Origin of the sequence: Caldibacillus debilis DSM 16016 (assembly GCF_000383875.1) — a bacterium.
GTDB lineage: Bacteria > Bacillota > Bacilli > Bacillales > Caldibacillaceae > Caldibacillus > Caldibacillus debilis.
Genome location: NZ_KB912902.1, coordinates 1 through 22,469, shown reverse-complemented (window position 1 = coordinate 22,469; position 22,469 = coordinate 1). Strand labels below are relative to the sequence as shown.

The following is a 22,469-nucleotide window of genomic DNA, read 5'->3' as shown; positions in this document are numbered from 1 at the left end:
TTCCGGCCGTGCCGCAGGGGAGGGACTGGCAGGGGCTTGGAGACGTTTTGCTCGCCGGTCCATTCCTGAACCGCGGAGACCGGGAGCGGATGGAAAGGGGCTGCCCTTTTGGATGAGGGGACTGCTTCCTGCGCCGCATGATGAAGCCCCTTCATATTTTGTTTTTCCTGCGGCCTCTTTTGTCCCGGCGGCGCCGGCATTGGGCTTGAGTCCTTTTTGCGCCCTTCCTCCGGGATCGGAAAGGGTAAGGCAAGTTTATGGAGCCGAAGTGCCCGCCTTCCGTCAAGGGCGTGAACCGGGAATTTTCGCGATTTTCCCGGAAGAAGGCTAAGGCCATTATTTCGGCGGCGGGCCGGCGTCTTATTTTCCCCTTTTTTACATATAGTTTAGGTAAAAAACTTTTACGGTGATCCTATGTATTTTTTCCAATTGCAGGCGAAAGAGATCATTAACATGACGGACGGGAGACGGCTCGGGGTGGTCGTCGATTTGGACATCGAACCGGAATCGGGGAAAATTAAAAGCCTCATCGTCAGGAAGCGGTTTTCCTTGCGGAACCGGAAGGACGGGAAGGAGGAGTACGTCATCCCATGGTCGGGGATCCTCAAAATCGGCGAGGATGTTTTGTTTGTCAGATTGAACGACGGGGGGAAACGGAAGATATAGAAAAATGAAAAATTCTAGTGCCGAAAAATCGGACAATATGGTAAACTGAAAAGAAGAACAGGATATCAACGGCTTCCAAGGAGGCAAACAAGATAAGTGGCTGTCGCGGAAAATGTAGCGCTTGTCAAAGAACGGATCGAAAGGGCCCTCGAACGGGCCGGGAGAAAACCCGGCGACGTCCGGATCGTGGCGGTGACGAAGACCGCGACGGTGGAGACGGCCAGGGAACTCCTGCAAAACGGCATCACGCATTTGGGAGAAAACCGCTCCAACGAATTTTTACATAAATACGCCGCCATCGGAAAAGAAGCCACGTGGCACTTCATCGGCACGCTGCAGTCAAGAAAAGTGAAAGACATCATCGATTACGCGGACTATATCCATTCCCTCGACCGGCTGAGCCTGGCCCGGGAAATCGATAAGCGGGCCAAAAGGCCGGTGCCTTGTTTCGTTCAGGTCAACATTTCCAAAGAATCGACAAAACACGGCATCCTTGAAGAGGAAACCTTGCCCTTTATTGAAAAGTTGGCACAATATCCGAATATAAAAGTAGAAGGTTTGATGACGATCGCACCCTATACGGAGGACAGGGGGCTGATCCGTTCGGTGTTCCGCAGGCTGAAGAAGCTGCAGGAAACCGTCCAACGGCAATCCTATCCTTTCGCCCCATGCAAGGAATTGTCCATGGGGATGTCCAACGATTTTGAAATCGCCGTGGAAGAAGGGGCGACCTTCGTCCGCATCGGCACCCTCCTGGTCGGGGAAAATAAAGGAGTGAGACGATGAGCATCAAATCGAAAATCAAATCGTTTTTTTCCCTTGATGAAGAATTTCTGGAAGATGAGCTGGAGGCCGAATACGAACAGCTTCCGGCGAAACCGCCGCGGAACGAAAGGAAAAACGTCGTCAATCTCCAAAGCGTCCAAAAGACGGCGAAGCTCATCCTTTTCGAACCGCGGATGTATGCGGAGGCCCAGCATATTGCCGACCATTTGAAAAACCGAAGGGCGGTCGTCGTCAACTTGCAGCGGCTGGATCATGACCAAGCCCGGCGCGTCGTCGATTTTTTGAGCGGCACGGTCTACGCCATCGGCGGCGACATCCAGCGGATCGGGGACCATATCTTTATCTGCGCGCCGGAAAATGTCGAAATCTCCGGGAACGTTTCCGATTACCTGGTTCATGACGAAAATCTTCACAAGGGGTTGTAATAAGACGGATGGATCTCATAATCGATATCATCGCGAAATTGTTTACCCTCTATTTTTATCTGCTGATCATCTATATTTTCATGTCCTGGGTCCCCAACGCCCGCGAAACCCAGCTGGGGCAGATGCTGGCAAATATTTGCGAACCCTATCTGGAACCGTTCCGCCGTTTCATACCGCCCCTTGGTTTCGTGGACATCTCTCCGATTTTTGCGCTCATCGTCTTGCAGCTGGCCATGCACGGCTTGCAAACCATAAAATTCTGGTTCTGACCAGACAAAGGGGATCCGGTTTATCGCCATGTCTTTGTATCAGCATTTCCGCCCGGAAGAGAAAGTCTTCATCGATCAGGTTTTGGACTGGAAAATGGCCGTGGAGGACAGCTATGCCCCCAAACTGACCGATTTTCTCGATCCGCGGGAGCAGCATATTTTGTCGGCCGTCCTCGGGAAAGGAATCGGCTGGGAGCTGTTCGGCGGCGGCCCCGGCAACGAAAGGAAGCGGGCCCTCATCTTCCCGGAATATTTTGTTCCGGAACCGGAGGATTTCCAGATCGCGCTGCTGGAATTCGCCGTGCCGAAATTTTCTTCCTTGACACACCGGGACGTGCTGGGCGCGATCATGGGATCGGGCGTAAAAAGAAGCAAGATCGGCGACATCATCGTGGCGGCGGACCGGATTCAATTTTTCGCCGCCAAAGAGCTGGCTTCCTACTTCACGTTCCATTTGGATAAAGTCGGCAACACCGGGGTTAACGTCGCCGAAATCCCTTTGGAAAAGGCGCTACCTCCCCGGGAAACCTGGAAGGAATCTTCCGTTGTAAGTTCTTCCTTGAGGCTCGATGCGGTCTTGTCCGCTTCCGTCAACCTGGCGAGGCAAAAGGTCCAGCAGATGATCCGGCAAGGCCTGGTGAAGGTCAATTGGAAGCAGACCGAGGACTGCGATTATCCCTTGCGGGAAGGGGATGTCATTTCCGTGCGGGGCTTCGGCAGGATCAAAATCCTCGGCTCCGCGAAAACGAAAAAGGAAAAATGGCGTTTATTGATCGGAAAGCAAAAATGATGCGAAAAAAAGAAGGATATTCCCCGCTTTTGTCGAAAAACTAACCATTACAGGGAATGAGAACTGGAGGTGGCAAGGATGCCGTTAATGCCGATCGACATACATAACAAAGTTTTTTCCCGCGGTTTCCGCGGTTATGACGAAGACGAAGTCAATGAGTTTTTGGATCAGGTGATCAAAGATTACGAAATGATCATCCGCGAAAAGAAGGAACTGGAAGACAAGGTCAAGCAGCTGGAAGAAAGGCTCGCCCATTTCACCCATATCGAAGAGACGCTGAACAAATCCATCATCATCGCCCAAGAAACCGCCGAAGAAGTGAAACAGAACGCCCAGAAAGAGGCGAAATTGATCATCCGGGAGGCGGAGAAAAACGCGGACCGGATCGTCAACGAAGCCTTGTCGAAGGCGAGGAAGATCGCCCTGGAAATCGAGGAGCTGAAAAAGCAGTCGAAGGTGTTCCGCAACCGGTTCAAAATGTTGATCGAAGCCCAGCTGGACATGATCAACTCCGAAGATTGGGACAAGCTAATGGAATACGATACGGACGCGACCGAATTGAAATCGTTGGATGAGGACAAGGAAGACCTTTACGCGAAAGGTTGAAGATGGTTTCTCCGCCACTTGACGAAGGTGAAGGCCATTTCTTATAATACAATATAATCCGAAAGCAAAGGGCGAAAAACAGCATAAGGCGAAAAACGATGAGAGGGACGAGTACAATTTCCCTTTTTACCAAGCGAGTCAGGGATGGTGGGAGCCTGATTAAAAAGGAAATTGGAAAATCACCCTCGAGTTCCCCGCTGAACGGGAAAACCCAAGTAGGCGGAGGCGTCCATTTCACGTTACGAAATCAGAGTGGACATTTCATGTCTATTTGGGTGGTACCGCGGGAACCTTCTCGTCCCAAGCAGGGAGAGAAGGTTTTTTTATTCGCCCCCCCGATCGGGGATTTCGCCCGGGTTGGCAAAAGGCCTCCCTGCCGGCGGACCGCCGGCGGCCCGCAAAACCCGATTCCACCCGCGTTGCGGAAGCGGCTGTTCCGAAGTTTAACCGTTCCCTTCGTATGGAAAGATGGAAGAAAAGGCTGTTGGAAAGGAGAGTTCGCGTTGGATTATAAAAAAACGCTGCTGATGCCGAAAACGGATTTCCCGATGAAGGCCAATCTGCCGAAGAAGGAGCCGGAAATCCAGGAAAAATGGGAAACTATGAGGATCTACGAAAAGGTTCAGGCCCGGACGAAGGGCCGGAAAAAATTCGTTCTGCACGACGGCCCCCCTTACGCCAACGGCGATATCCACATGGGCCATGCGTTGAATAAAATCTTGAAGGACTTTATCGTCCGTTCGAAATCCATGTCGGGCTATGACGCCCCTTATGTGCCCGGCTGGGATACCCACGGGCTGCCCATCGAGCAGGTTTTGGTCAATAAAGGGGTCGACCGGAAAGGGATGTCCGCGACCGAATTCCGGAAGCTGTGCGAGAAGTACGCCTTGGAGCAGGTGGATAACCAGCGCCGGCAATTCAAACGGCTGGGCGTCAGGGGCGATTGGGACCGCCCCTACCTGACCCTCGACCCGAAGTATGAGGCCCAGCAGATCCGGGTCTTCGGCGAAATGGCGAAAAAGGGATATATTTACAAAGGGTTAAAGCCCGTCTATTGGTCCCCCTCCTCCGAATCGGCCTTGGCGGAAGCGGAGATCGAATATAAGGACAAACGTTCGCCGTCCATCTATGTCGCCTTTGCCGTCAAGGACGGGAAAGGAGTTCTGGAGGAAGGAACGAAGATCATTATCTGGACGACGACGCCCTGGACGATCCCGGCCAACCTGGGGATCGCCGTCCATCCGGAATTCGCCTATGCGGTCGTGGAGGTAAAAGGGGAGAAGTACCTCCTCGCAGAAGACCTTCTCCAGGACGTGGCCCGGGAGCTGGGATGGGAAACTTACGAACGGGTGAAAACCGTCCGGGGGGAACAATTGGAATATGTGGTGGCCAAACATCCTTTCTATGACCGGGATTCCCTCGTCGTCCTCGGGGAACACGTGACGAAGGATTCGGGTACCGGCTGCGTTCACACCGCGCCCGGCCACGGGGAAGAAGACTTCTATGTGGGGCAAAAATACGGGCTCGGTGTCTTGAGCCCCATCGACGACCGGGGGTATTTCACGAAAGAGGCGCCGGGCTTCGAAGGCCTGTTTTACGACGAGGCGAATAAAGCGGTGACGAAAAAACTGGAGGAAGTCGGCGCTTTATTGAAGCTCGGTTTCATCACCCACTCCTACCCCCACGACTGGCGCACGAAAAAACCGGTCATTTTCCGGGCGACGATGCAATGGTTCGCTTCCATTGACCCGATCCGGGAACAGCTGCTGAAGGAAATCCAAAATGTCCGGTGGTACACCAAATGGGGGGAAACCAGGCTCTATAACATGATCCGCGACCGGGGCGACTGGTGCATTTCCCGCCAACGCCTATGGGGGGTGCCGATCCCCGTCTTCTACGCCGAAAACGGGGAAGCGATCATTACCGACGAGACGATCGAGCATGTGGCTCAACTGTTTGAACGCCACGGATCCAACATTTGGTTCGAATGGGACGCCAAGGACCTGCTGCCGGAAGGCTTCGAACATCCGGGAAGCCCCAACGGCATTTTCCGGAAAGAGAAGGATATCATGGATGTCTGGTTCGACTCCGGCTCTTCCCATTACGCCGTGTTGAAAACGAGGGAGGAGCTGCACCATCCGGCGGATGTGTACCTGGAAGGATCCGACCAATACCGGGGCTGGTTTAATTCCAGCCTGATCACCAGCGTCGCCGTTTTGGGCCACGCGCCCTACCGGGCCGTCTTAAGCAACGGTTTCACCGTCGACGGGGAAGGGCGGAAGATGTCCAAATCCCTCGGGAACGTCATCTCCCCGGAAGAAATCACCAGGCAATTCGGCGCGGATGTGCTCCGGCTCTGGGTATCCTCGGTGGATTATACGGCCGACGTCAAGGTGTTTATGGACAATTTCAAACAGGTGTCCGAAGTCTACCGGAAAATCCGGAACACGTTCCGGTTCATGCTCGGCAATTTGGCCGATTTCGATCCGGAAAAAGACGCCGTGCCCTATGAGCGGCTCCGGGAAGTCGACCGGTATATGCTCGTCAAATTAAACCGGCTGATCAGGACGATCCGAAGCTGTTACGACAATTACAACTTCTCCGACATTTATCATGAGATCAATAAATTCATGACAGTCGATTTGAGCGCCTTCTACTTGGATTTCGCCAAGGACGTGCTGTACATCGAAGAAATGAACAGCCCGGCCCGCCGCGCCATGCAGACGGTCATCTACGAATGTTTGACGGCGACGGTCAAACTCTTGGCGCCGATCCTGGTCCATACCGCCGAGGAAGTGTGGGGATACATTCCCGGCGTAAAAGAGGAAAGCGTCCAATTGACCGATTTTCCGGAGGCCCGAACCTTCGAAGATGAAGAGAAAATTTTGCAAAAATGGGACCGTTTCATGAAATTGCGGGATCATGTGTTGAAGGCGCTGGAGCTGGCCAGGAACGAAAAACGGATCGGGAAATCGCTGGAGGCGAAGGTCTCCATGTACGTGACCCCGGAAATCCGGCAGTTCCTGGATTCCTTCCAGGAAAATCTCGGGCAAATTTTCATCGTCTCCAAGTTCGAAATCGCAGGGAGCCTGGAAGAAGCGCCGGACGGGGTTTATCAAACGGATCAATTGGCCATCGCCGTATCCAAAGCGGACGGAGAAACTTGCCAGCGCTGCTGGATGGTCACGACGGACGTGGGCACCGACGAAGAACATCCGACCTTGTGCCGCCGTTGCGCCTCGATTGTCCGCAAACATTATGCCCATGTGCTGCAATAACGGATCCCCGCGCCGGGATCCGCGGAAGAAGACGGTTCAGCTGTTTGCTGGACCGTCTTTTGTGTTTGTGACAGCACGCTTCGCTATAGGGTGAAAGTCCTGAGTCGCGATGGCAGAAGCATCAGTCAGTTTAACGCAAGGGTGTCCGCGGAGACGCGGAATCTTGAAGGAGCGGAAGACAAACTTTGGGTCTCTCGGAACATGAAATCCATAAATATGAAAATCTCGGGTTATCCCTCCTATTGATAGGAATCTCTGTTAAGGACGACATTATTCGCACAAATATGACTTTTTTGTAACATATAGAAGGATTGTAGAGTTTATTGTCGAAATATACCAATGATCTATAAAAAGAAAGGAGCGACGGGCATGCATCGGATCATTGCGGTCAACTCGAACACGTATCACGGGTACTCCTTGCGGGATGCGATCCGGGGCACTCGGGATGCCGGATTCCGCTATATCGAGTTGACGGCTACGAAAGGATGGACGGAGCATGTTTTTCCGACGATGAGTTTCGACGAACTGTGCAAGATCAAACAAGAATTGGAGGATTACGGAATTACCCCCTTTTCGATGAGCGGCCATTGCAACTTGATGGATCGGGGACGATTGGAGGATTTCATCCTGAATATCCAATTGGCGGCTTTTTTTGAATGCGATTACATTATTTCCTCCATCGGGGAAGCCCATTTGAAAGACCGGGCAGAAATTGGCGATGACGAGGTGGCGGAACATATCAAAGAAATCGTCCCATACTTGGAAAAATACGATTTGGTGCTCGGATTGGAAAACCACGGAAAACACGCTACCGGCAAACAAATCATGGAGATCGTCAACCTGGTGGACTCCCCAAGGGTCGTGATCAATTACGACACCGCCAACGTCATCTATTATGGCAATGTCGATGTGTTGGAAGATATGAAAGCCTGCGTCGACAAGATCGGCCACATTCATTTGAAGGATAAAGCCGGAGCGCATAACGAATGGAATTTCCCCGCCATCGGAAAAGGGACGGTTAATTTTTCTGCGATCATCGATTTATTGGAAAAGTCGGGCAACGATTGCCCCTTGAGCATCGAAATCGAATTCACCACGGACGGTGCCAAGGACTTGGCCGAGGTCGACCAGGCGGTCCGTGATTCCTATCGATATTTGAAAAAACTGGGTTTGGAATTTTGACGGAGGAGGCGATCACGGCATGATCAACATTGGGATCGTCGGTTTGGGCGGCATGGGAACCGTTCATTACCACAATTACCGTCATATCGACGGTTGCCGGGTAGTGGCCGCCGTCTGCAACACGGAAGAGGGAAAAGAACGGGCGAAAAAATTCGGCTTGACTCCGTATTCCTCTGTTGAAGAAATGGCAGAAAAGGAACGAATCGACTGCGTCGATGTGTGCACGCCGACGTATCTTCACAAACAACATGTGATGGAAGCTTTGAAGCTTGAGAAGCATGTCATCGTGGAAAAACCGATCGCCCTCCAGAAAAAAGATGCGGAAGAAATGTACGCATTAGCCGAGGAAAAAAACCGGCTTTTGTTTGTGGGTCATGTCTTGCAATTCACGAAAGAAACGGAAATTCTCCGAGAAGCAGTGGAAAGCGGGAAATACGGAAAACCGCTCGACGGCTATTTCTGGAGGCTGTCGGCAACGCCGAAATGGTCGAGCGAGAGCTGGCTTTTCGACAAAGAAAAAAGCGGGTTAATTCCCTTTGATTTGCATATCCATGATCTGGATTTAATCATCAGCCTGTTCGGCAAACCTCAGTCTTTCACCTATACAAGCTGCGGACGAGAAGGATTGCCGTACAAAGAAGCGTACCGGATCCAATATGGATTCGACGGGTTGCACGTAACGGCCGAAGCCGCTTGGTACAATGCCGGTATCCCTTTCCGGGCGGGGTGGCGGATTTATTTGGAAGATGGACTGATCGAATACGACGGGGAAAAGGTCGTGCTATTCCCGCCGGAAGGAGAAGCGAAAGTATTTGACTTGAAGGAGGATGTGCTCATCCCCACGGGTATTAACTTGCCCCCCACCGGGATATTTTACCGGGAACTGTCTCATTTTATCGACTGCATGGTAAAAGGGATTCCTTCGGAACGGGTCAGCAGTGAACAAGTGTTGGCCGCCATCGAAATTCTTGAAAATTTTATGAAATGATTGACTAGTCATAATGTAAGCGCTTATAATGAAGCTGGATAAAGATAATTTTTTCATTGGAAAAACTAACGGGCTTCGACAAATTGACTTCCGGTTGAGACGAAGGGATGGGCATGAAAGTCACAAAAACGGGGGATTTGAAGTTTATCCAAGAATGGAACCGCTTTCTTATTCTTAATATCATCCGGAGGGAAGGCCCCATATCCAGGAGTGAGATCGCTAAGTTGATCAATATCAGCCCGACGACCGTCACCACGGCCGTAACCGAAATGATACGGGAGGGATTGGTGGCTGAAGTCGGTAGCGGTACTTCTAGAGGGGGCCGAAAGCCGATACTTCTACAATTCGTACCGGATAGCAAATTTTTGATTGCCGTTTCCATCAAGATCTCATCCATTTCCATCGCACGGATGAATTTGCATGCGGAAATCAAACGAAAGGAAAGCTATTCCACCGGTGGCAGAATTGGAAAGGATTTCATCCGTTTCGTCATTTCTTGCATCGACGGATTCCTTTCCCGTGAATCGGATCTCGAGCGTTGCCTCGGGATTTCCATCAGCTGCCCCGGCATCATCGACCAGCAAAAGGGAAGCGTCCGGTATAACTCCAAGCTGGATTGGAAGAATGTTCCCCTTGTCCATATCGTAGAGGAACGGTTCGGGATGAAAACGTGGTTGGATAATGACGCCAATGCCATGGCGTTAGCGGAAAAGAATTTCGGTGCCTATAAAAATTCCGATCATCTTGTTCACGTCACCGTCGGTGATGGCGTCGGAGCCGGGGTCATCGCTAATGGGCAATTGTTTTGTGGTCATGGGGGCGGAGCGGGAGAATTCGGCCATATTTGCATCGACCCCGAAGGGGAGCCGTGCGAATGCGGGAACACCGGCTGTCTGGAAAATTACGCTGCTTGGACGGCTGCAAGGAGACGGATTGTGGAAAAACTGGCCGACGGGCGGCCGTCCTTGCTCCGTGAAAAGGGCGGCGCCGACGGGAGTCGGATCACGATCGAAGATTTTTTATTCGCTTTGGGACAGAAGGATGCGATCGCCACAGAAGTGGCGTTGGAAATATCCGCGTATTTGGCGAAAGGTTTGGTCAGTTTGATCAATATGTTTAATCCCCAAGTCGTCATTCTTGGTGGTGACCTTTTTTCCGGTAATCCGACTTTATTGGAACATGTCACCCGTTTGACCAGACGGTCGATCATGAACGTGTTTTCCGACGAAATCATTATTGACGGCAGCTCTTTCGGGCGGGACCAGCATCTTGTCGGTGCAGCGTCGGTCCTGCTGAACGATCAGTTCCGTTTTTCCTTATTGGCTTAAGCTGTCAACCGGTCAACAATGAAACACTACCATAGATTGATTAATAATAAAGGGGGTTTTTTTGTGAAAAAGTCTTTGTGGTTGTTGTTGGCATTGATGTTGTTAATTGTACCGGGTTTGACCGCTTGCGGAGGAGGGTCGAAAACATCGGGCCGAGATTCGGGAGACGGCGGTGACAAAAAAGACAAGCACAAAATCGGTATCCTCGCTCCGGCTGTAACCCACGGATGGGTGGCCGCCGTGGCTTATCACGCCGAAAACCGCGTCAAGGAATTGTCGGATCAGGTGGAGTACAAAATGTACACATCCAACAACGCGGAAGAAATGACATCCCAATTGGACGACCTGATCACTTGGGGTGCGGAAGCGATTGTCGCTTTCCCCCAATGGGAAGGAATGGAGGCCCCCATTCAGCGGGCATTGAATGAAGGCATCAAAGTGGTGAACTTCGATATCGAAATTGCCGTCGACGGCGTGTATCGGGTTACCGGAGACAACTATGACATGGGCGTGCAAGGCGCAAAGTACATCGTCGATAAAATCGGAAAGGAAGGGACGGTCGTCATCCTCGAAGTGCCTTCTTCCGGTTCGGTTTCCGAATTGAGGAAAAAAGGTTTTTTGGACACCGTTTCCAAAATCGCACCCGATTTGAAACTGTTGACCTACGCCACCAAATTCACCCGGGAAGACGGGCTGAAGGATATGGCTGACATTTTGACGAGCGTCGACCATATCGATGCGGTCTTTTCCATGGATGACGAAACGTCCATCGGAGTCTTGCAGGCCATACGGGAGGCGGGAAGGACCGATATCAAGGTCATTACCGGTGGAGGCGGCATGCAAGAATACTTCAAAATGATGCCGGAAAATGAAGACATCTGGCTGCAATCCGCCCTCTATAGCCCTGCGATGGTCAAAGACGCCATTGATGTGGCGGTGAAAGTGTTGAACGGCGAAGAAGTGGAAAAAGAAATCGTCATCCCGACGGAAGTCGTCGACCGAACCAACTATCAGAATTATCTGGACGAAAATTCTCCTTATTAATCTCGTAGTCTAAGAATCTCTCGTTTGAGGAAGAGGGGGTTATGGCTTGGCTGTAGCCCTCTCTTTTAACAAAAGCATGGAAGTGATGGCATTGAAAGTGGAAATGAAAAATATTTACAAATCCTTCGGTTCCAATCACGTGTTGAAGGACGTGTCCATTTCAATCGAAGGCGGGGAAATCGTCGCCCTGTTGGGAGAAAACGGAGCAGGTAAATCGACGCTGATGAACATTTTGGGAGGAGTAGTGAAAAAGGACGCCGGAACAATCCTTTTGGACGGCAAAGAAGTGGAATTTGCCACACCGGCCCAATCTCAGGATGCGGGTATTGCGTTCATCCACCAAGAGCTGAACCTCATCAACGATCTCCCCATCTATCAAAATTTGTTCTTGGGTAGGGAAATCAAATCGAAATGGGGATTCCTGGATTTGGAGCAGATGATCCGCGAAACGGAAGAGATGTTCAAAAAAATGAACGTTGACTTGGATCCGCGAACCATGGTCCGGGAACTGGATGCCTCTTATAAACAAATTGTCGAAATCTGTCGGGCGATGATGATGAACGCATCGATCATCATCATGGATGAGCCCACGTCTTCCCTTACGGAACAGGAAATCGATCGGGTCTTCCAAATGATGCTGACAATGAAGGAACACGGTGTGGGAATCATTTTCATTTCTCACAAACTGAACGAAGTGATGCGGGTTTGCCAGCGCTACTTGGTCCTCCGCGACGGCAAGCTGGTCGCCGAAGGGGACATTAAGGACGTGACGACAAGAGATCTGGCCCGGTTCATGGTCGGGCATGACGTCCGGACGGAGCCGCTCACCAGGGAGAAACGGGTCGGAGATGAAGTGCTCCGAGTGGAAGGTCTGTCCTATCAAAACGCGTTCCGGGACGTCAACTTTTCCGTCCGCACAGGTGAAATTTTGGGGGTGACCGGCCTTCTCGGCGATGGGAGGAGCGAGCTGTTCCAAACGATCTTTGGTGTCTTTCGTCCGACTTTCGGCAAGATCTTTATCAATGGAAAAGAAACCGAAGTAAAAAGCCCCGGACACGCGCTCCAATTGGGGATCGGCTATTTACCCCCCAACCGAAAGGAAAACGGGATTATCAAAGACATGAATATCATCGAGAACGCATCCATCGCAACCTGGCCGAAATTTTCCAAATGGGGCATCATCGATTCCAAAAGGCATGAGGAGTTGTTCGATGATCAGCGAAAATCCTTGAAGATTAAAATGGAAAAAAATACAAATAGTATCAACAGCCTTTCCGGTGGGAATCAGCAAAAGGTCATTTTGGCCCGATGGCTTTCCGCAGGACCAAAACTGCTGATTTTGGACAACCCCACCCAGGGGGTTGACGTGGGGGCGAAAGAAGATATATATGACATCATCATGAAGCTGGCTCAGGAAAACATCGCCATCATCGTCCTTTCCGGGGAGGCCCAAGAAATTATCCGCGTTTGCGACAGGGCGATTGTCATGTACCATGGTGTCATCCAGGGCGAAATTTCTGGAAAGACAATGACCGAACAAAATATCATGACGCTGGCAACCGGCGGACAATTGAATTAGGTAAGGGAGAAGGAGGCCGATTATGGAGCATAGCAACGCAAAATCAAAGATCGGATTTATCGGTTGGTTCAAACAGAAATGGGACTCGGAACCCTTGTTCAGTACGGCCATTGCATTGCTCATTATGATCGTCCTGCAGACGCTGGTTTTGGGATTCGACTATGATTCGTTCGGCGAATGGTTCCAGGCATGGCTGAACAACTGGATCAATATTTTGCGGAATAACGCGGCTACCGGGATAATCGCTTTGGGGATGACGCTCGTCATTATGACCGGGGGGATCGACCTGGCTGTCGGTTCCACGTTAGTCGTCATTGGCGCGATGTTGATGATGTTGATCGACGCAGGAACGAAGGGGATTTTGGCCGGATTCGGACTTACAGGCGCACCGGCTTTCATTGTCGCCATCATTATCGTCCTGATTTTTGGTTACTTGCTCGGAGCGGCGAACGGATTGTTGGTCACGTTGGGGAGGATTCCTCCCTTCATCGCCACCTTGGGTACGATGATGGTGTTTCGGAGTGTAACTCAACACTTCATGCAAGGGTATAACCCCACCGTACCGGTCGATTTTTTGCAATTGGCCAGTTTCCAAATCGGAAATTTTATGATCATGCCGATCATCTATTGGGCCATCATCGCCATCATTTTGCATTATGTTTCGAAACGGACCACCTTCGGCCGCCAAATCATCGCGGTCGGTTCCAATGAGAAGGCGGCGAAACTTTCCGGGGTTAACGTGAACAAAGTGAAGTTTCATGTTTATGCCCTAATGGGCCTTTTGGTCGCCTTCGCATCGACCATCCAAGTGTCTCGGATCGGAGCGATGGATTTCGCCAACGCAGGCCGCGGATTGGAAATGGATGCGATTGCCGCGGCCGTTGTTGGCGGGACGAGCATGATGGGCGGAAGGGGTTCCATCGTCGGCACCGTCTTCGGGATGCTGATCATCGCTGTCATGAACAATCTGCTGAACCTGTTCGGCGTGCCCCCCTTTTTGCGGGACGCATTCAAAGGGTTCATCGTCATCGCGGCTGTGCTGCTGCAAAGGAAGGAAAGGATATAATCATATTTGAAAAGGGATGGTTGTGGAATGAGAACGATCAAAACAGCTATCGTCGGAACAGGATTTTCGGCCACTTCCCACTTGGAGGCGCTCCGGCGAGTGCCGAACGTGGAAGTCACCGCCATCGTCTCCCAGTCGCTCTCTAGCGCCAAAGGGTTGGCCGAAAAATTCGGGGTTGCTTATGCTTATGACGATGTGGAAGAAATGCTAAAGAATGAAGAAATTGAAGTCGTCCATAATTGCACCCCCAACTCCCTCCATTTTCCGATCAACAAACGAGCACTGGAATCGGGAAAACATGTCCTGTCGGAAAAACCGTTGGCCATAACGAGTGAAGAAACGCGCCAACTCCATGAAATCGCATTGGAAAACAACCGGATCCACGGGGTCTGTTTCAACTACCGGTTCTACCCACTCGTCCAGGAGGTTAAATCCCGCTTGAAAGGGGAAAAACAGGTGTATTTGGTCCACGGAGGTTATGTTCAAGATTGGCTCCTTTATCCCACCGATTATAGCTGGCGGCTGGATAAACGTTTGAACGGCCCTTCCCGTGCCATTGCGGACATCGGCTCCCACTGGTGCGACACCGTTCAATATATCCTTGGGAATAAGATCGTCCGTGTGTTTGCGGATTTGCAAACGATCCATCCGAAAAGGAAAAAACCGAAGGAAGAAGTGAAGACCTTTGCCGCCGCGGAACATTCGGAATATGAGGAAGTGGAAATCGACACCGAGGATGCCGGCCATGTGCTCGTCCATTTTGAGGGCGGAGCGACTGGAGCCTTCACCGTGTCCCAAGTGAGCGCCGGAAGAAAAAATCGGCTATTTTTCGAGATTTCGACAAAGGACACGACCTATAGCTGGGATCAGGAAAAGCCGAATGAGTTGTGGATCGGCAAACGAGATGGGGCGAACGGCCTGCTGATGCGGGATCCGTCCTTGCTTACGGAAGAGTCCCGACGTTTTGTCCACTACCCGGGCGGCCATCAGGAAGGGTGGCCGGATGCCTTGAAAAACCTGTTCCTGGAATTTTATGATCACGTTCGTAATCCCGGCAAGGCTGCCGTCGAATATGCAACGTTCGAAGACGGCCATAACATCATGAAGATTGTCGAAGCGATTTTGAAGAGCCATGAAACGAAACAATGGGTAGAAATCAGATAGGAGGGAATGTAATGAAGCTCGGCGTATTCACTGTTCTCTATCAAAATCTATCTTTCGAGGAAATGCTGGACAAGGTGGTGGAAATGGGTCTCGAAGCGATCGAGCTCGGGACGGGGTACTATCCCGGCCAAGCCCATTGCAATCCGAGGCATTTGTTGGAACATCCGAAGGAATTGGAGGCATATAAAAAAGCGATCGAAAGCAGAGGCCTTGTGATCAGTGGGTTAAGCTTCCACGGGAACCCGCTCCACCCGAATAAGTCAATCGCCGAGGCCTCCCATCAATCATGGCGGGATACCGTCCGATTGGCGAAAGAGCTGGAAGTGGAAGTCGTCAACGGGTTTTCCGGCTGTCCCGGGGATCATCCCGGCGCCAAGTATCCGAACTGGGTCACTTGCGCCTGGCCTCCGGAATATCAGGAAATCCTCGAGTGGCAATGGAATGAAGTGGTCATCCCGTACTGGCGGGAGGAAGCGAAATTCGCGAAAGAACACGGCGTGAAAAAGATCGCCTTTGAAATGCATCCCGGCTTTGTCGTCTACAATCCAGAAACGCTGCTTAAACTGCGGGATGCCGTCGGGGAACAGATCGGCGCCAATTACGACCCGAGCCACCTGTTTTGGCAAGGGATCGACCCGGTCGAATCGATCAAGAAGTTGGGCAAGGAAAAGGCTATCTTCCATGTTCACGCCAAAGATACGTTCCTGGATCAAGCTAACATCCGGGTTAACGGCGTCCTTGACACGAAACATTACAGCCAAGTGGCGGATCGGGCTTGGACGTTCCGTTCCGTCGGTTATGGCCACGGGGAAAAGGTTTGGAAGGATATCATCAGCATGCTTCGGGTTGTTGGCTATGACCACGTGATTTCCATCGAACATGAAGACATGTTGGCTTCGATCGACGAAGGCCTGTCCAAGGCGATCTCCCTTTTGAAAAATTGCATGTTCAAGGAACAACCGGCGGAAATGTGGTGGGCATGAAAAAAAAAACTAGTAACTGATCAAGCAATATGGTCTGCCGCGAAGCATTTTTCAAGGGTAGGGAAAGAGATATCCCTTACCCTTTTTTAGTGCGCATGCGGACGGCAAGGCGGGAGAGGCCCGCGGGAAGCGGCCATTCGTCGGATTTGCGTTGCAAAAGGGACGGGGCAAATGCTAAAATGCTTAAAGACGAGGACAATTTGGGGGTATTTTTTCGTGTATTTTTTCATCGCCTTTTTGATCGTGGTCATCGACCAGCTGACCAAATGGACGATCGTCGATAAGATGGCTGTCGGGGAGAGCATCCCCGTCATCGAGAATTTTTTTTACATCACTTCCCACCGGAACCGAGGCGCGGCTTGGGGAATCCTGCAAAATCAGATGGCGCTATTCTATCTCATCACGATCGCGGCCGCGGCGTTTATGGTCTATTATCTTTATAAAAACCGCAAGGGAAGCAGATGGCTAAACCTCGGCCTATCCTTTATGCTGGGGGGCGCGCTGGGGAATTTCATCGACCGGCTTTTCCGAAAGGAAGTCGTCGACTTTTTCGATTTCCGCATTTTCTCCTATCATTACCCGATTTTCAACGTGGCCGACAGCGCCCTGGTGACGGGCGTATTCATCCTGATTTTTTACATGTTTGCGGAAGAATGGAAAGGGAAAAAGGAGAGGCAGCATGGAAATCTGTGAACATACCGTGATTGCCGGCGAGGCCGGGATGAGGATCGACAAGCTGCTGGCCGGATTGGACGGGGAATATTCCCGGTCGCAGATCCAGGACTGGATCACCGAAGGTCGCGTATCCGTCAACGGCAAGGCCGTCAAGGCGAATTACCGGGTTCAGGAGGGGGACCGGATCGAATGGACGGTCCCCGAACCGGAGATCCTGGACGTCCGGCCGGAGCCCATGGATTTGGACATCTATTATGAAGACCGGGATGTCATTGTCGTCAACAAGCCGCGGGGGATGGTCGTCCACCCTTCGCCCGGCCATTTGAACGGGACGCTGGTAAACGGCCTCCTCGCCCATTGCCGGGATTTGTCGGGCATCAACGGCGTCCTGCGGCCGGGAATCGTCCACCGGATCGATAAAGACACGTCCGGATTGCTGATGGCGGCCAAAAACGATTTTTCCCACGAGCATTTGGCCAGGCAGCTGGAGAACAAAACGGTGCTCCGCAAGTACAAAGCGATCGTCCATGGGGTGATTCCCCACGATTACGGGACGATCGACGCGCCGATCGGGCGGGATCCGAAGGACAGGCAAAGCATGGCGGTCGTCGACTCCGGGAAGCCGGCCGTTACCCATTTCCGCGTCATCGAACGTTTTGACAAATATACCCTGGTCGAATGCGAGCTGGAAACGGGAAGAACCCATCAAATCCGCGTCCATATGAAGTATATCGGCCATCCTGTGGCGGGGGATCCCAAATACGGTCCGAAGCGGACCCTGCCGATTGACGGACAGGCCCTTCATGCTGGGGTATTGGGCTTTGCCCATCCCCGCACGGGGGAATTTTTGATCTTTGAAGCGCCGCCCCCCGAAGATTTCGAGCGCCTTTTGAACGGCTTGCGCGCCGGCGTTTATTGAAAGTTCCGATCCGGAAAAAAGGAGGAAGGGTATGAAAAGGAAAGCCGTCGTCATGGACGCACCGGCGATCCGCCGGGCGCTCCGGAGAATCGCCCATGAAATCATTGAAAAAAATAAGGGAGTGGACGATGTCGTTTTGATCGGGATCCGGACCCGGGGCATCTACATCGCCCGCAGGCTGTCGGAGGCCATCGCCCAAATCGAGGGGACGTCCGTCCCGATCGGCGAGCTGGACATCACGCTGTACCGGGACGATTTGACGATCAAGACCCCCGACAAGGAGCCGGAAGTCAAAGGGTCTGCGGTTCCTTTTTCCGTTGAAAAGAAACGGGTGATCCTGGCGGACGATGTGTTATACACCGGGAGGACCGTGCGGGCGGCGATGGACGCGGTCGTCGATCTGGGCAGGCCGGAAAGGATCCAGCTCGCCGTCCTCATCGACCGCGGGCACAGGGAACTGCCGATCCGCGCCGATTATGTCGGGAAAAACATTCCCACCTCCCGCGCGGAAAAAATCGTCGTCGAAATGGAAGAATATGACGGCGTGGATCAGGTAAGCATTTATGAATAGGTTGAGTTTCCAAAAGAATAGCCCCGAGGCAGACGTAACGCTTTAAACCTTTATATGTTTCGTCTCCCCTCGGGGTTTTTGGTGTTTCGAAGGGTTTTCGCGTCAACAACAGAAGGAGTGAATTTATAACAGGCGAACTTGAGTAAAATTTAGAACAATAATTGTAGATAACATGAAAAACTATACATTTTAAAATAGGGAGCCCTTATCCGGATTGTCTTTAATCCGGATAAGGGCTCTGTTTTAATTAATGTTCGCGACTTTTTCATAGACTTCGTCCGGAATGATTCCAAGGAAATAGTCTTCGATGTATTCCCAAAATTGTTCTGTCGGTACTTCGTTTTCAAACAGGTAAGTAAGCATGGCTACCGAAATCAAATGTCGTTGATAAACGTTCTTAAGAATCATATTTTCATATTTTTCTGGATTGTGAATTACCCTTTCAATTTGCAATTGAGAGTTTACACGGATAAAGATTTCGGGATTATCCCCGCCTTTAACTTCATACAGTAATTTTTCCATTGATTCAAATAAGCCCAGGGCAATAAATGTTTTGTCCACTTCTAAAGTATTCCCTTTGGTTAGAAATAATTTATATTTTCCATTTTCCATTTTGATCGACTGATATAAGAGTTTTTCCATATGCGTGATAAGAAAACGGAAAAAATCATCGGATCTTACCATAAGCTTATATCTTTGTTCTTCTCCCGATTCTTTTTCGGTAATTATATGAACTCTTTGTGTTCTTGTTTTCTTCAATGCATCTTGAAATCGAATGATACTTTGGATAATTTGATTGGCTAAAGAGTCGGCCTGATATTTTGATCTCCCGAACATCATTTGTACTTCTCTTGCAAGATCAGAAATAAAAAAATATTCTTCACTACGGATGAATCTACCCAAAATGTTAGATAGTTGTTCACTAATTGTCCGAACTTCGCTAAGAAATGTAGATTCATTTTTTTGATGAAGATCAATATCTATAACAAACACTGACTCTAGAATATCTAAACATTTTAATTGTAGGCGTTGGTCTTTTTGATGAAAATAATATTTAAATTGTGGAAAGGATAACTCTTTGTAATGGTTCTCCCATAAACGTCTCATATCAATTTGGTAAACGCCCCCAAAATAATCTTCATCCAACGTTTGGATTTTTTTGGCGTAATCTTTAAATGTTTTAACAAATTCGTGTTCACTGTCCCTCTTTACTTTAACGTACTCGATGGAAAAAATACTACGAGGACGTGCCACGATCGGTGAGTACCCCAATTTGTTTATAAAATCTTTTTCAATGATTAATAGGGCTGTTTTCAATTTGTTATCCAATTCATCCTTGTCATAATCGGAGTGTTGGTTCCTTGAAAAAATATAATGGAAGTCTTCGGAACTGATTAAAAGATTCCGGGCGTATTTTTTGTTTCTCTCTTTTTTGTAGATGGAAAGTATTTTTTCCATTACTTGAATTAGCTGTCTTTTTTTGATAGTGCTAATTCCGTGCAGCATGTTCACATATTTGAAATCCTTTTTTGAAAAGTCGAAATAGGCATTGCCGATCAAATGTTCATCCCTGGCAGCACGGCCAATTTCTTGAATATAATCGCAGACGTTTCCTGTAGGTGCATAATGGATCACGTTTTCAATATCTGAGATGTCTATTCCCATACCAAATGCTTTTGTGGCAAGCATGAATAGACAATCACCGTTTTTGAATTTCAAAAAGTTATCGTCCTTTTCCTCCTTTTTCATCGTTCCATAATAGGTAACTACATTTTTCAATAATTCAGGTTCTGCTTGTCTTTCCAAATACATATAGAATTCCCGAATCAAACTGACAAACGGGAAATAAATAAGCGTTTTCTTTCCTTTTTTATAAGCTCGGATCATCCGCTCATGCAAAAGAAAAAATTTTGTGTACAAATACTCCTTTTCTTGACTGATTTCTCGATCAATTCTGTGCAAGTGGAGCTTAAGATCATCGCGTTTGACATATCCGAAATAATTGATGGGGTTCACCATATATAAACTATCCTTAGTTTCCCCAAACATATCTTCGATGCCACCATAAATGGCGGTGGCTGTAAATGTTGCAACAGGGAATTTCATAGATCTACGCAGTTTTTGCAAGTAATTGCCCAAGTACCAGTAGTCTGCACGGAACGATTTTCCCCAAGTGGTGACGATATGTGCTTCATCGATGATAAACAAACCAACCTTTCTTTCTCCAATTAACATTGAAATATCAGACCGGCTCAATAACGTTTCCGGTGAAATATATAAAATGGAAATATCTCCATTCTGGATCTTATTTATAATATTCATCTTCTCAACTGGTGATATTTCTGAATTAATGGTAGCAGAAAAAGTGATGTCTTTGCTTTGCAAACTATACACTTGATCCTTCATCAAGCCGATGAGGGGGGATATGATGATTGTCAACAGTTTATATTTTTCGGCCAAATATACCGCCGGGATTTGAAACATCAAGGATTTTCCGGCTCCAGTCGACGATGTAACAAAAATATCGCGAAACGGTTGATCGTGCATCGCACGTTCGGCCTGTTCCACCAAGTCATGGATGATTTGGGCCTGTGAAATTAAAATAGTTTCTTTCGGGTTAACAGGATCATCGACGTTTTTATACATTTTCAACTGTCGAAAATCAGAATATCCCCAATAAGTTCTCAATATTTTTTTGTATTCCTCTTCCCTTTTTATAGTTGTATCCTCGACAATTTGTTTTTTTCTTAAGATGGAAATTTTAGGAAATAGATTGGATAAAACCTCCAATCGTTCCAAGTATTGATGGGGGAACTGATTCAAATCCCCCCTCCACCCGAGGACGATTTTATCCGGAACAGTATCAAAGGAGTGGAAAGAATCGAGCATTTCAAGAAATGGTGTTTCATCTTCTGACAAATCGATCAAATGATCGGCTTCCTCGATTTCGGGGAAGGGAAATGAAAGAGGTTTTTGTTCAAAGACCGGAATTTCGTCCTCCTCTTTGTTGGTAAAGGAAATGTAAAAACTGCCGTTAGATAGGCGAATCATATTTCCATAATATTTGGTGATAAGGCTGATTTCTTCAGGAATTTGTAATTGGTCTTCAAGATTGTCAAAATACTTTTCATATACTGTATCAATATCGGCAATATGATAATTTAATGGAAAGAAGTTATGGAAGAGATTGTTGCGATAAATTTTGATATCATAGAGATTTTCCAAGGCGTTACGGGAAACGGCCACCAATTCTTCAAAAGTACACCAGTAGGCCAGATTGGGTTCGTTGAATTTTTGTACAGCTGCAATCAATAATTCGGACTTCTTCTCTTCTAAGTCCAACAACCATTCAAAAGAATCGGCAAATAGTTTTGGTATCGATAGGTTTTGAAGAGATTTCTTAGGAAACCCCTTTAATACAATTAATGTTTTTTTCGAAAAGTGATTTTTATTAAATAATGCGTTCAAGGAATCGGATACTGTATTCAGGAACATATTTGGAAACCCTTTCGAAATATTTTACTTTCTACAAATTCATACTAAAATAAATATAAATATAATTCAACTGGAAGTGAATTAAGATGAATGCTGAATCAATCCGGCATTTAAATAAAATTCTGGAAATATATGAGAAATCGGAACCAATTTATTTGGCCGAATTGAAAGGCATTCTCGTGAAACATTATGGTATTGAAATTTCGATCAGTGAACTGGAAAGTATTTTGTTTAATCTTGGTTTTAAAAATATTCAATTGAAGCAACTAAAAAAAAGAGACGAAAATTTTGAAACGAATGCACCAGCCAAACAAGTAACTACTTCTGTTGAAAAAAAGGCACCCATTAAGAAGGACAATTTTGACATTGAAGAGGATTTGGTACCGTCAAGAATTTTGTGTAATGTAAGATAGATAGGGTATCTCTGAAATAGATTTGGAATAGAGGGGGGGCTGGTTCCCCCCCAGGGGACTGAATATTCAGTCTCTTGAGGGGGAAAGGGAGAATCCCCTCATCTCATCTATTTACATTATTTGGTTAATGATAACGTTCTTCAAACATTCGCTCGAGGGCTTCCTGCGCTTCGGCAAATCCTCGCAACTTTCGTTCTGCCCATTTCTCGTTAAAATCTTGAACGGTCAAATATACGACTTTT

20 protein-coding genes and 1 other annotated feature are annotated in these 22,469 nt (G+C 48.9%); of the genes, 19 read left to right on the top strand and 1 reads right to left on the bottom strand.

All coding sequences use genetic code 11. The features are described from left to right. Positions 1 to 414 precede the first annotated feature (414 nt). From A3EQ_RS0112965 to pyrR, 18 genes are all read left to right on the top strand, one after another. Positions 415 to 666, top strand: a complete 252-nt coding sequence (locus tag A3EQ_RS0112965; protein WP_020155597.1) for a YlmC/YmxH family sporulation protein — start codon at positions 415 to 417, stop codon at positions 664 to 666. Between the two features lie 96 nt (positions 667 to 762). Further along, positions 763 to 1,452 (top strand): YggS family pyridoxal phosphate-dependent enzyme, encoded by a 690-nt coding sequence (locus A3EQ_RS0112960; protein WP_020155596.1) that lies wholly within the window; start codon positions 763 to 765, stop codon positions 1,450 to 1,452. Beyond that, entirely contained in the window at positions 1,449 to 1,877 is a 429-nt protein-coding gene (locus A3EQ_RS0112955; RefSeq protein ID WP_020155595.1) for a cell division protein SepF, read from the top strand. Before A3EQ_RS0112960 ends, A3EQ_RS0112955 begins: the two co-directional genes overlap by 4 nt. Positions 1,878 to 1,885: 8 nt before the next feature. Beyond that, the gene (locus A3EQ_RS0112950) at positions 1,886 to 2,146 is read left to right on the top strand and encodes a YggT family protein (protein WP_020155594.1); all 261 of its coding nucleotides are present in this window, start codon (positions 1,886 to 1,888) and stop codon (positions 2,144 to 2,146) included. A 28-nt stretch (positions 2,147 to 2,174) separates the two neighbouring features. Next, a complete protein-coding gene (locus A3EQ_RS0112945; RefSeq protein WP_020155593.1) occupies positions 2,175 to 2,936 on the top strand; it encodes a YlmH family RNA-binding protein in 762 nt (253 codons plus the stop codon). Positions 2,937 to 3,014: 78 nt separating this feature from the next. Beyond that, positions 3,015 to 3,542: a DivIVA domain-containing protein gene (locus tag A3EQ_RS0112940; RefSeq protein WP_020155592.1), complete on the top strand. Its 528-nt coding sequence runs from the start codon at positions 3,015 to 3,017 to the stop codon at positions 3,540 to 3,542. 89 nt (positions 3,543 to 3,631) lie between these two features. After that, positions 3,632 to 3,848, top strand: a binding site (T-box leader). A 197-nt stretch (positions 3,849 to 4,045) separates the two neighbouring features. Continuing rightward, positions 4,046 to 6,820: an isoleucine--tRNA ligase gene (gene ileS, locus A3EQ_RS0112935; RefSeq protein ID WP_026499955.1), complete on the top strand. Its 2,775-nt coding sequence runs from the start codon at positions 4,046 to 4,048 to the stop codon at positions 6,818 to 6,820. Positions 6,821 to 7,189: 369 nt separating this feature from the next. Then, on the top strand, positions 7,190 to 8,002 hold the full coding sequence (locus tag A3EQ_RS0112930) for a sugar phosphate isomerase/epimerase family protein (protein ID WP_026499954.1): 813 nt from the start codon (positions 7,190 to 7,192) through the stop codon (positions 8,000 to 8,002). 19 nt (positions 8,003 to 8,021) lie between these two features. Then, entirely contained in the window at positions 8,022 to 8,990 is a 969-nt protein-coding gene (locus A3EQ_RS0112925; RefSeq protein WP_020155589.1) for a Gfo/Idh/MocA family protein, read from the top strand. Between the two features lie 113 nt (positions 8,991 to 9,103). Further along, on the top strand, positions 9,104 to 10,318 hold the full coding sequence (locus tag A3EQ_RS0112920; RefSeq protein WP_020155588.1) for an ROK family transcriptional regulator: 1,215 nt from the start codon (positions 9,104 to 9,106) through the stop codon (positions 10,316 to 10,318). 63 nt (positions 10,319 to 10,381) lie between these two features. Then, positions 10,382 to 11,362: an ABC transporter substrate-binding protein gene (locus A3EQ_RS0112915; protein ID WP_020155587.1), complete on the top strand. Its 981-nt coding sequence runs from the start codon at positions 10,382 to 10,384 to the stop codon at positions 11,360 to 11,362. 46 nt (positions 11,363 to 11,408) lie between these two features. Then, positions 11,409 to 12,941 carry a sugar ABC transporter ATP-binding protein gene (locus A3EQ_RS0112910; RefSeq protein ID WP_020155586.1) on the top strand — a complete coding sequence of 511 codons (1,533 nt, stop codon included), beginning with the start codon at positions 11,409 to 11,411 and terminating at the stop codon, positions 12,939 to 12,941. 22 nt (positions 12,942 to 12,963) lie between these two features. Next, complete coding sequence (locus A3EQ_RS0112905; RefSeq protein ID WP_020155585.1) at positions 12,964 to 14,007, top strand: ABC transporter permease; 1,044 nt, start codon at positions 12,964 to 12,966, stop codon at positions 14,005 to 14,007. Between the two features lie 27 nt (positions 14,008 to 14,034). Next, a complete protein-coding gene (locus A3EQ_RS0112900) occupies positions 14,035 to 15,171 on the top strand; it encodes a Gfo/Idh/MocA family protein (protein WP_020155584.1) in 1,137 nt (378 codons plus the stop codon). 11 nt (positions 15,172 to 15,182) lie between these two features. Then, positions 15,183 to 16,154, top strand: coding sequence for a sugar phosphate isomerase/epimerase family protein (locus A3EQ_RS0112895; RefSeq protein ID WP_020155583.1), 972 nt, complete (start codon positions 15,183 to 15,185; stop codon positions 16,152 to 16,154). 171 nt (positions 16,155 to 16,325) lie between these two features. Continuing rightward, the gene (gene lspA / locus A3EQ_RS0112890) at positions 16,326 to 16,847 is read left to right on the top strand and encodes a signal peptidase II (RefSeq protein ID WP_020155582.1); all 522 of its coding nucleotides are present in this window, start codon (positions 16,326 to 16,328) and stop codon (positions 16,845 to 16,847) included. Beyond that, complete coding sequence (locus A3EQ_RS0112885; protein ID WP_020155581.1) at positions 16,834 to 17,748, top strand: RluA family pseudouridine synthase; 915 nt, start codon at positions 16,834 to 16,836, stop codon at positions 17,746 to 17,748. Before lspA ends, A3EQ_RS0112885 begins: the two co-directional genes overlap by 14 nt. A gap of 31 nt (positions 17,749 to 17,779) precedes the next feature. After that, positions 17,780 to 18,319: a bifunctional pyr operon transcriptional regulator/uracil phosphoribosyltransferase PyrR gene (pyrR, locus tag A3EQ_RS0112880; protein ID WP_020155580.1), complete on the top strand. Its 540-nt coding sequence runs from the start codon at positions 17,780 to 17,782 to the stop codon at positions 18,317 to 18,319. 243 nt (positions 18,320 to 18,562) lie between these two features. Here the strand turns inward: pyrR and A3EQ_RS21095 are convergent, their stop codons facing one another. Continuing rightward, positions 18,563 to 21,631: a DEAD/DEAH box helicase gene (locus A3EQ_RS21095; RefSeq protein ID WP_169382702.1), complete on the bottom strand. Its 3,069-nt coding sequence runs from the start codon at positions 21,629 to 21,631 to the stop codon at positions 18,563 to 18,565. 269 nt (positions 21,632 to 21,900) lie between these two features. Between A3EQ_RS21095 and A3EQ_RS0112870 the strand changes: the two genes are divergently transcribed. Then, on the top strand, positions 21,901 to 22,227 hold the full coding sequence (locus A3EQ_RS0112870; protein WP_020155578.1) for a hypothetical protein: 327 nt from the start codon (positions 21,901 to 21,903) through the stop codon (positions 22,225 to 22,227). Positions 22,228 to 22,469 lie beyond the last annotated feature (242 nt).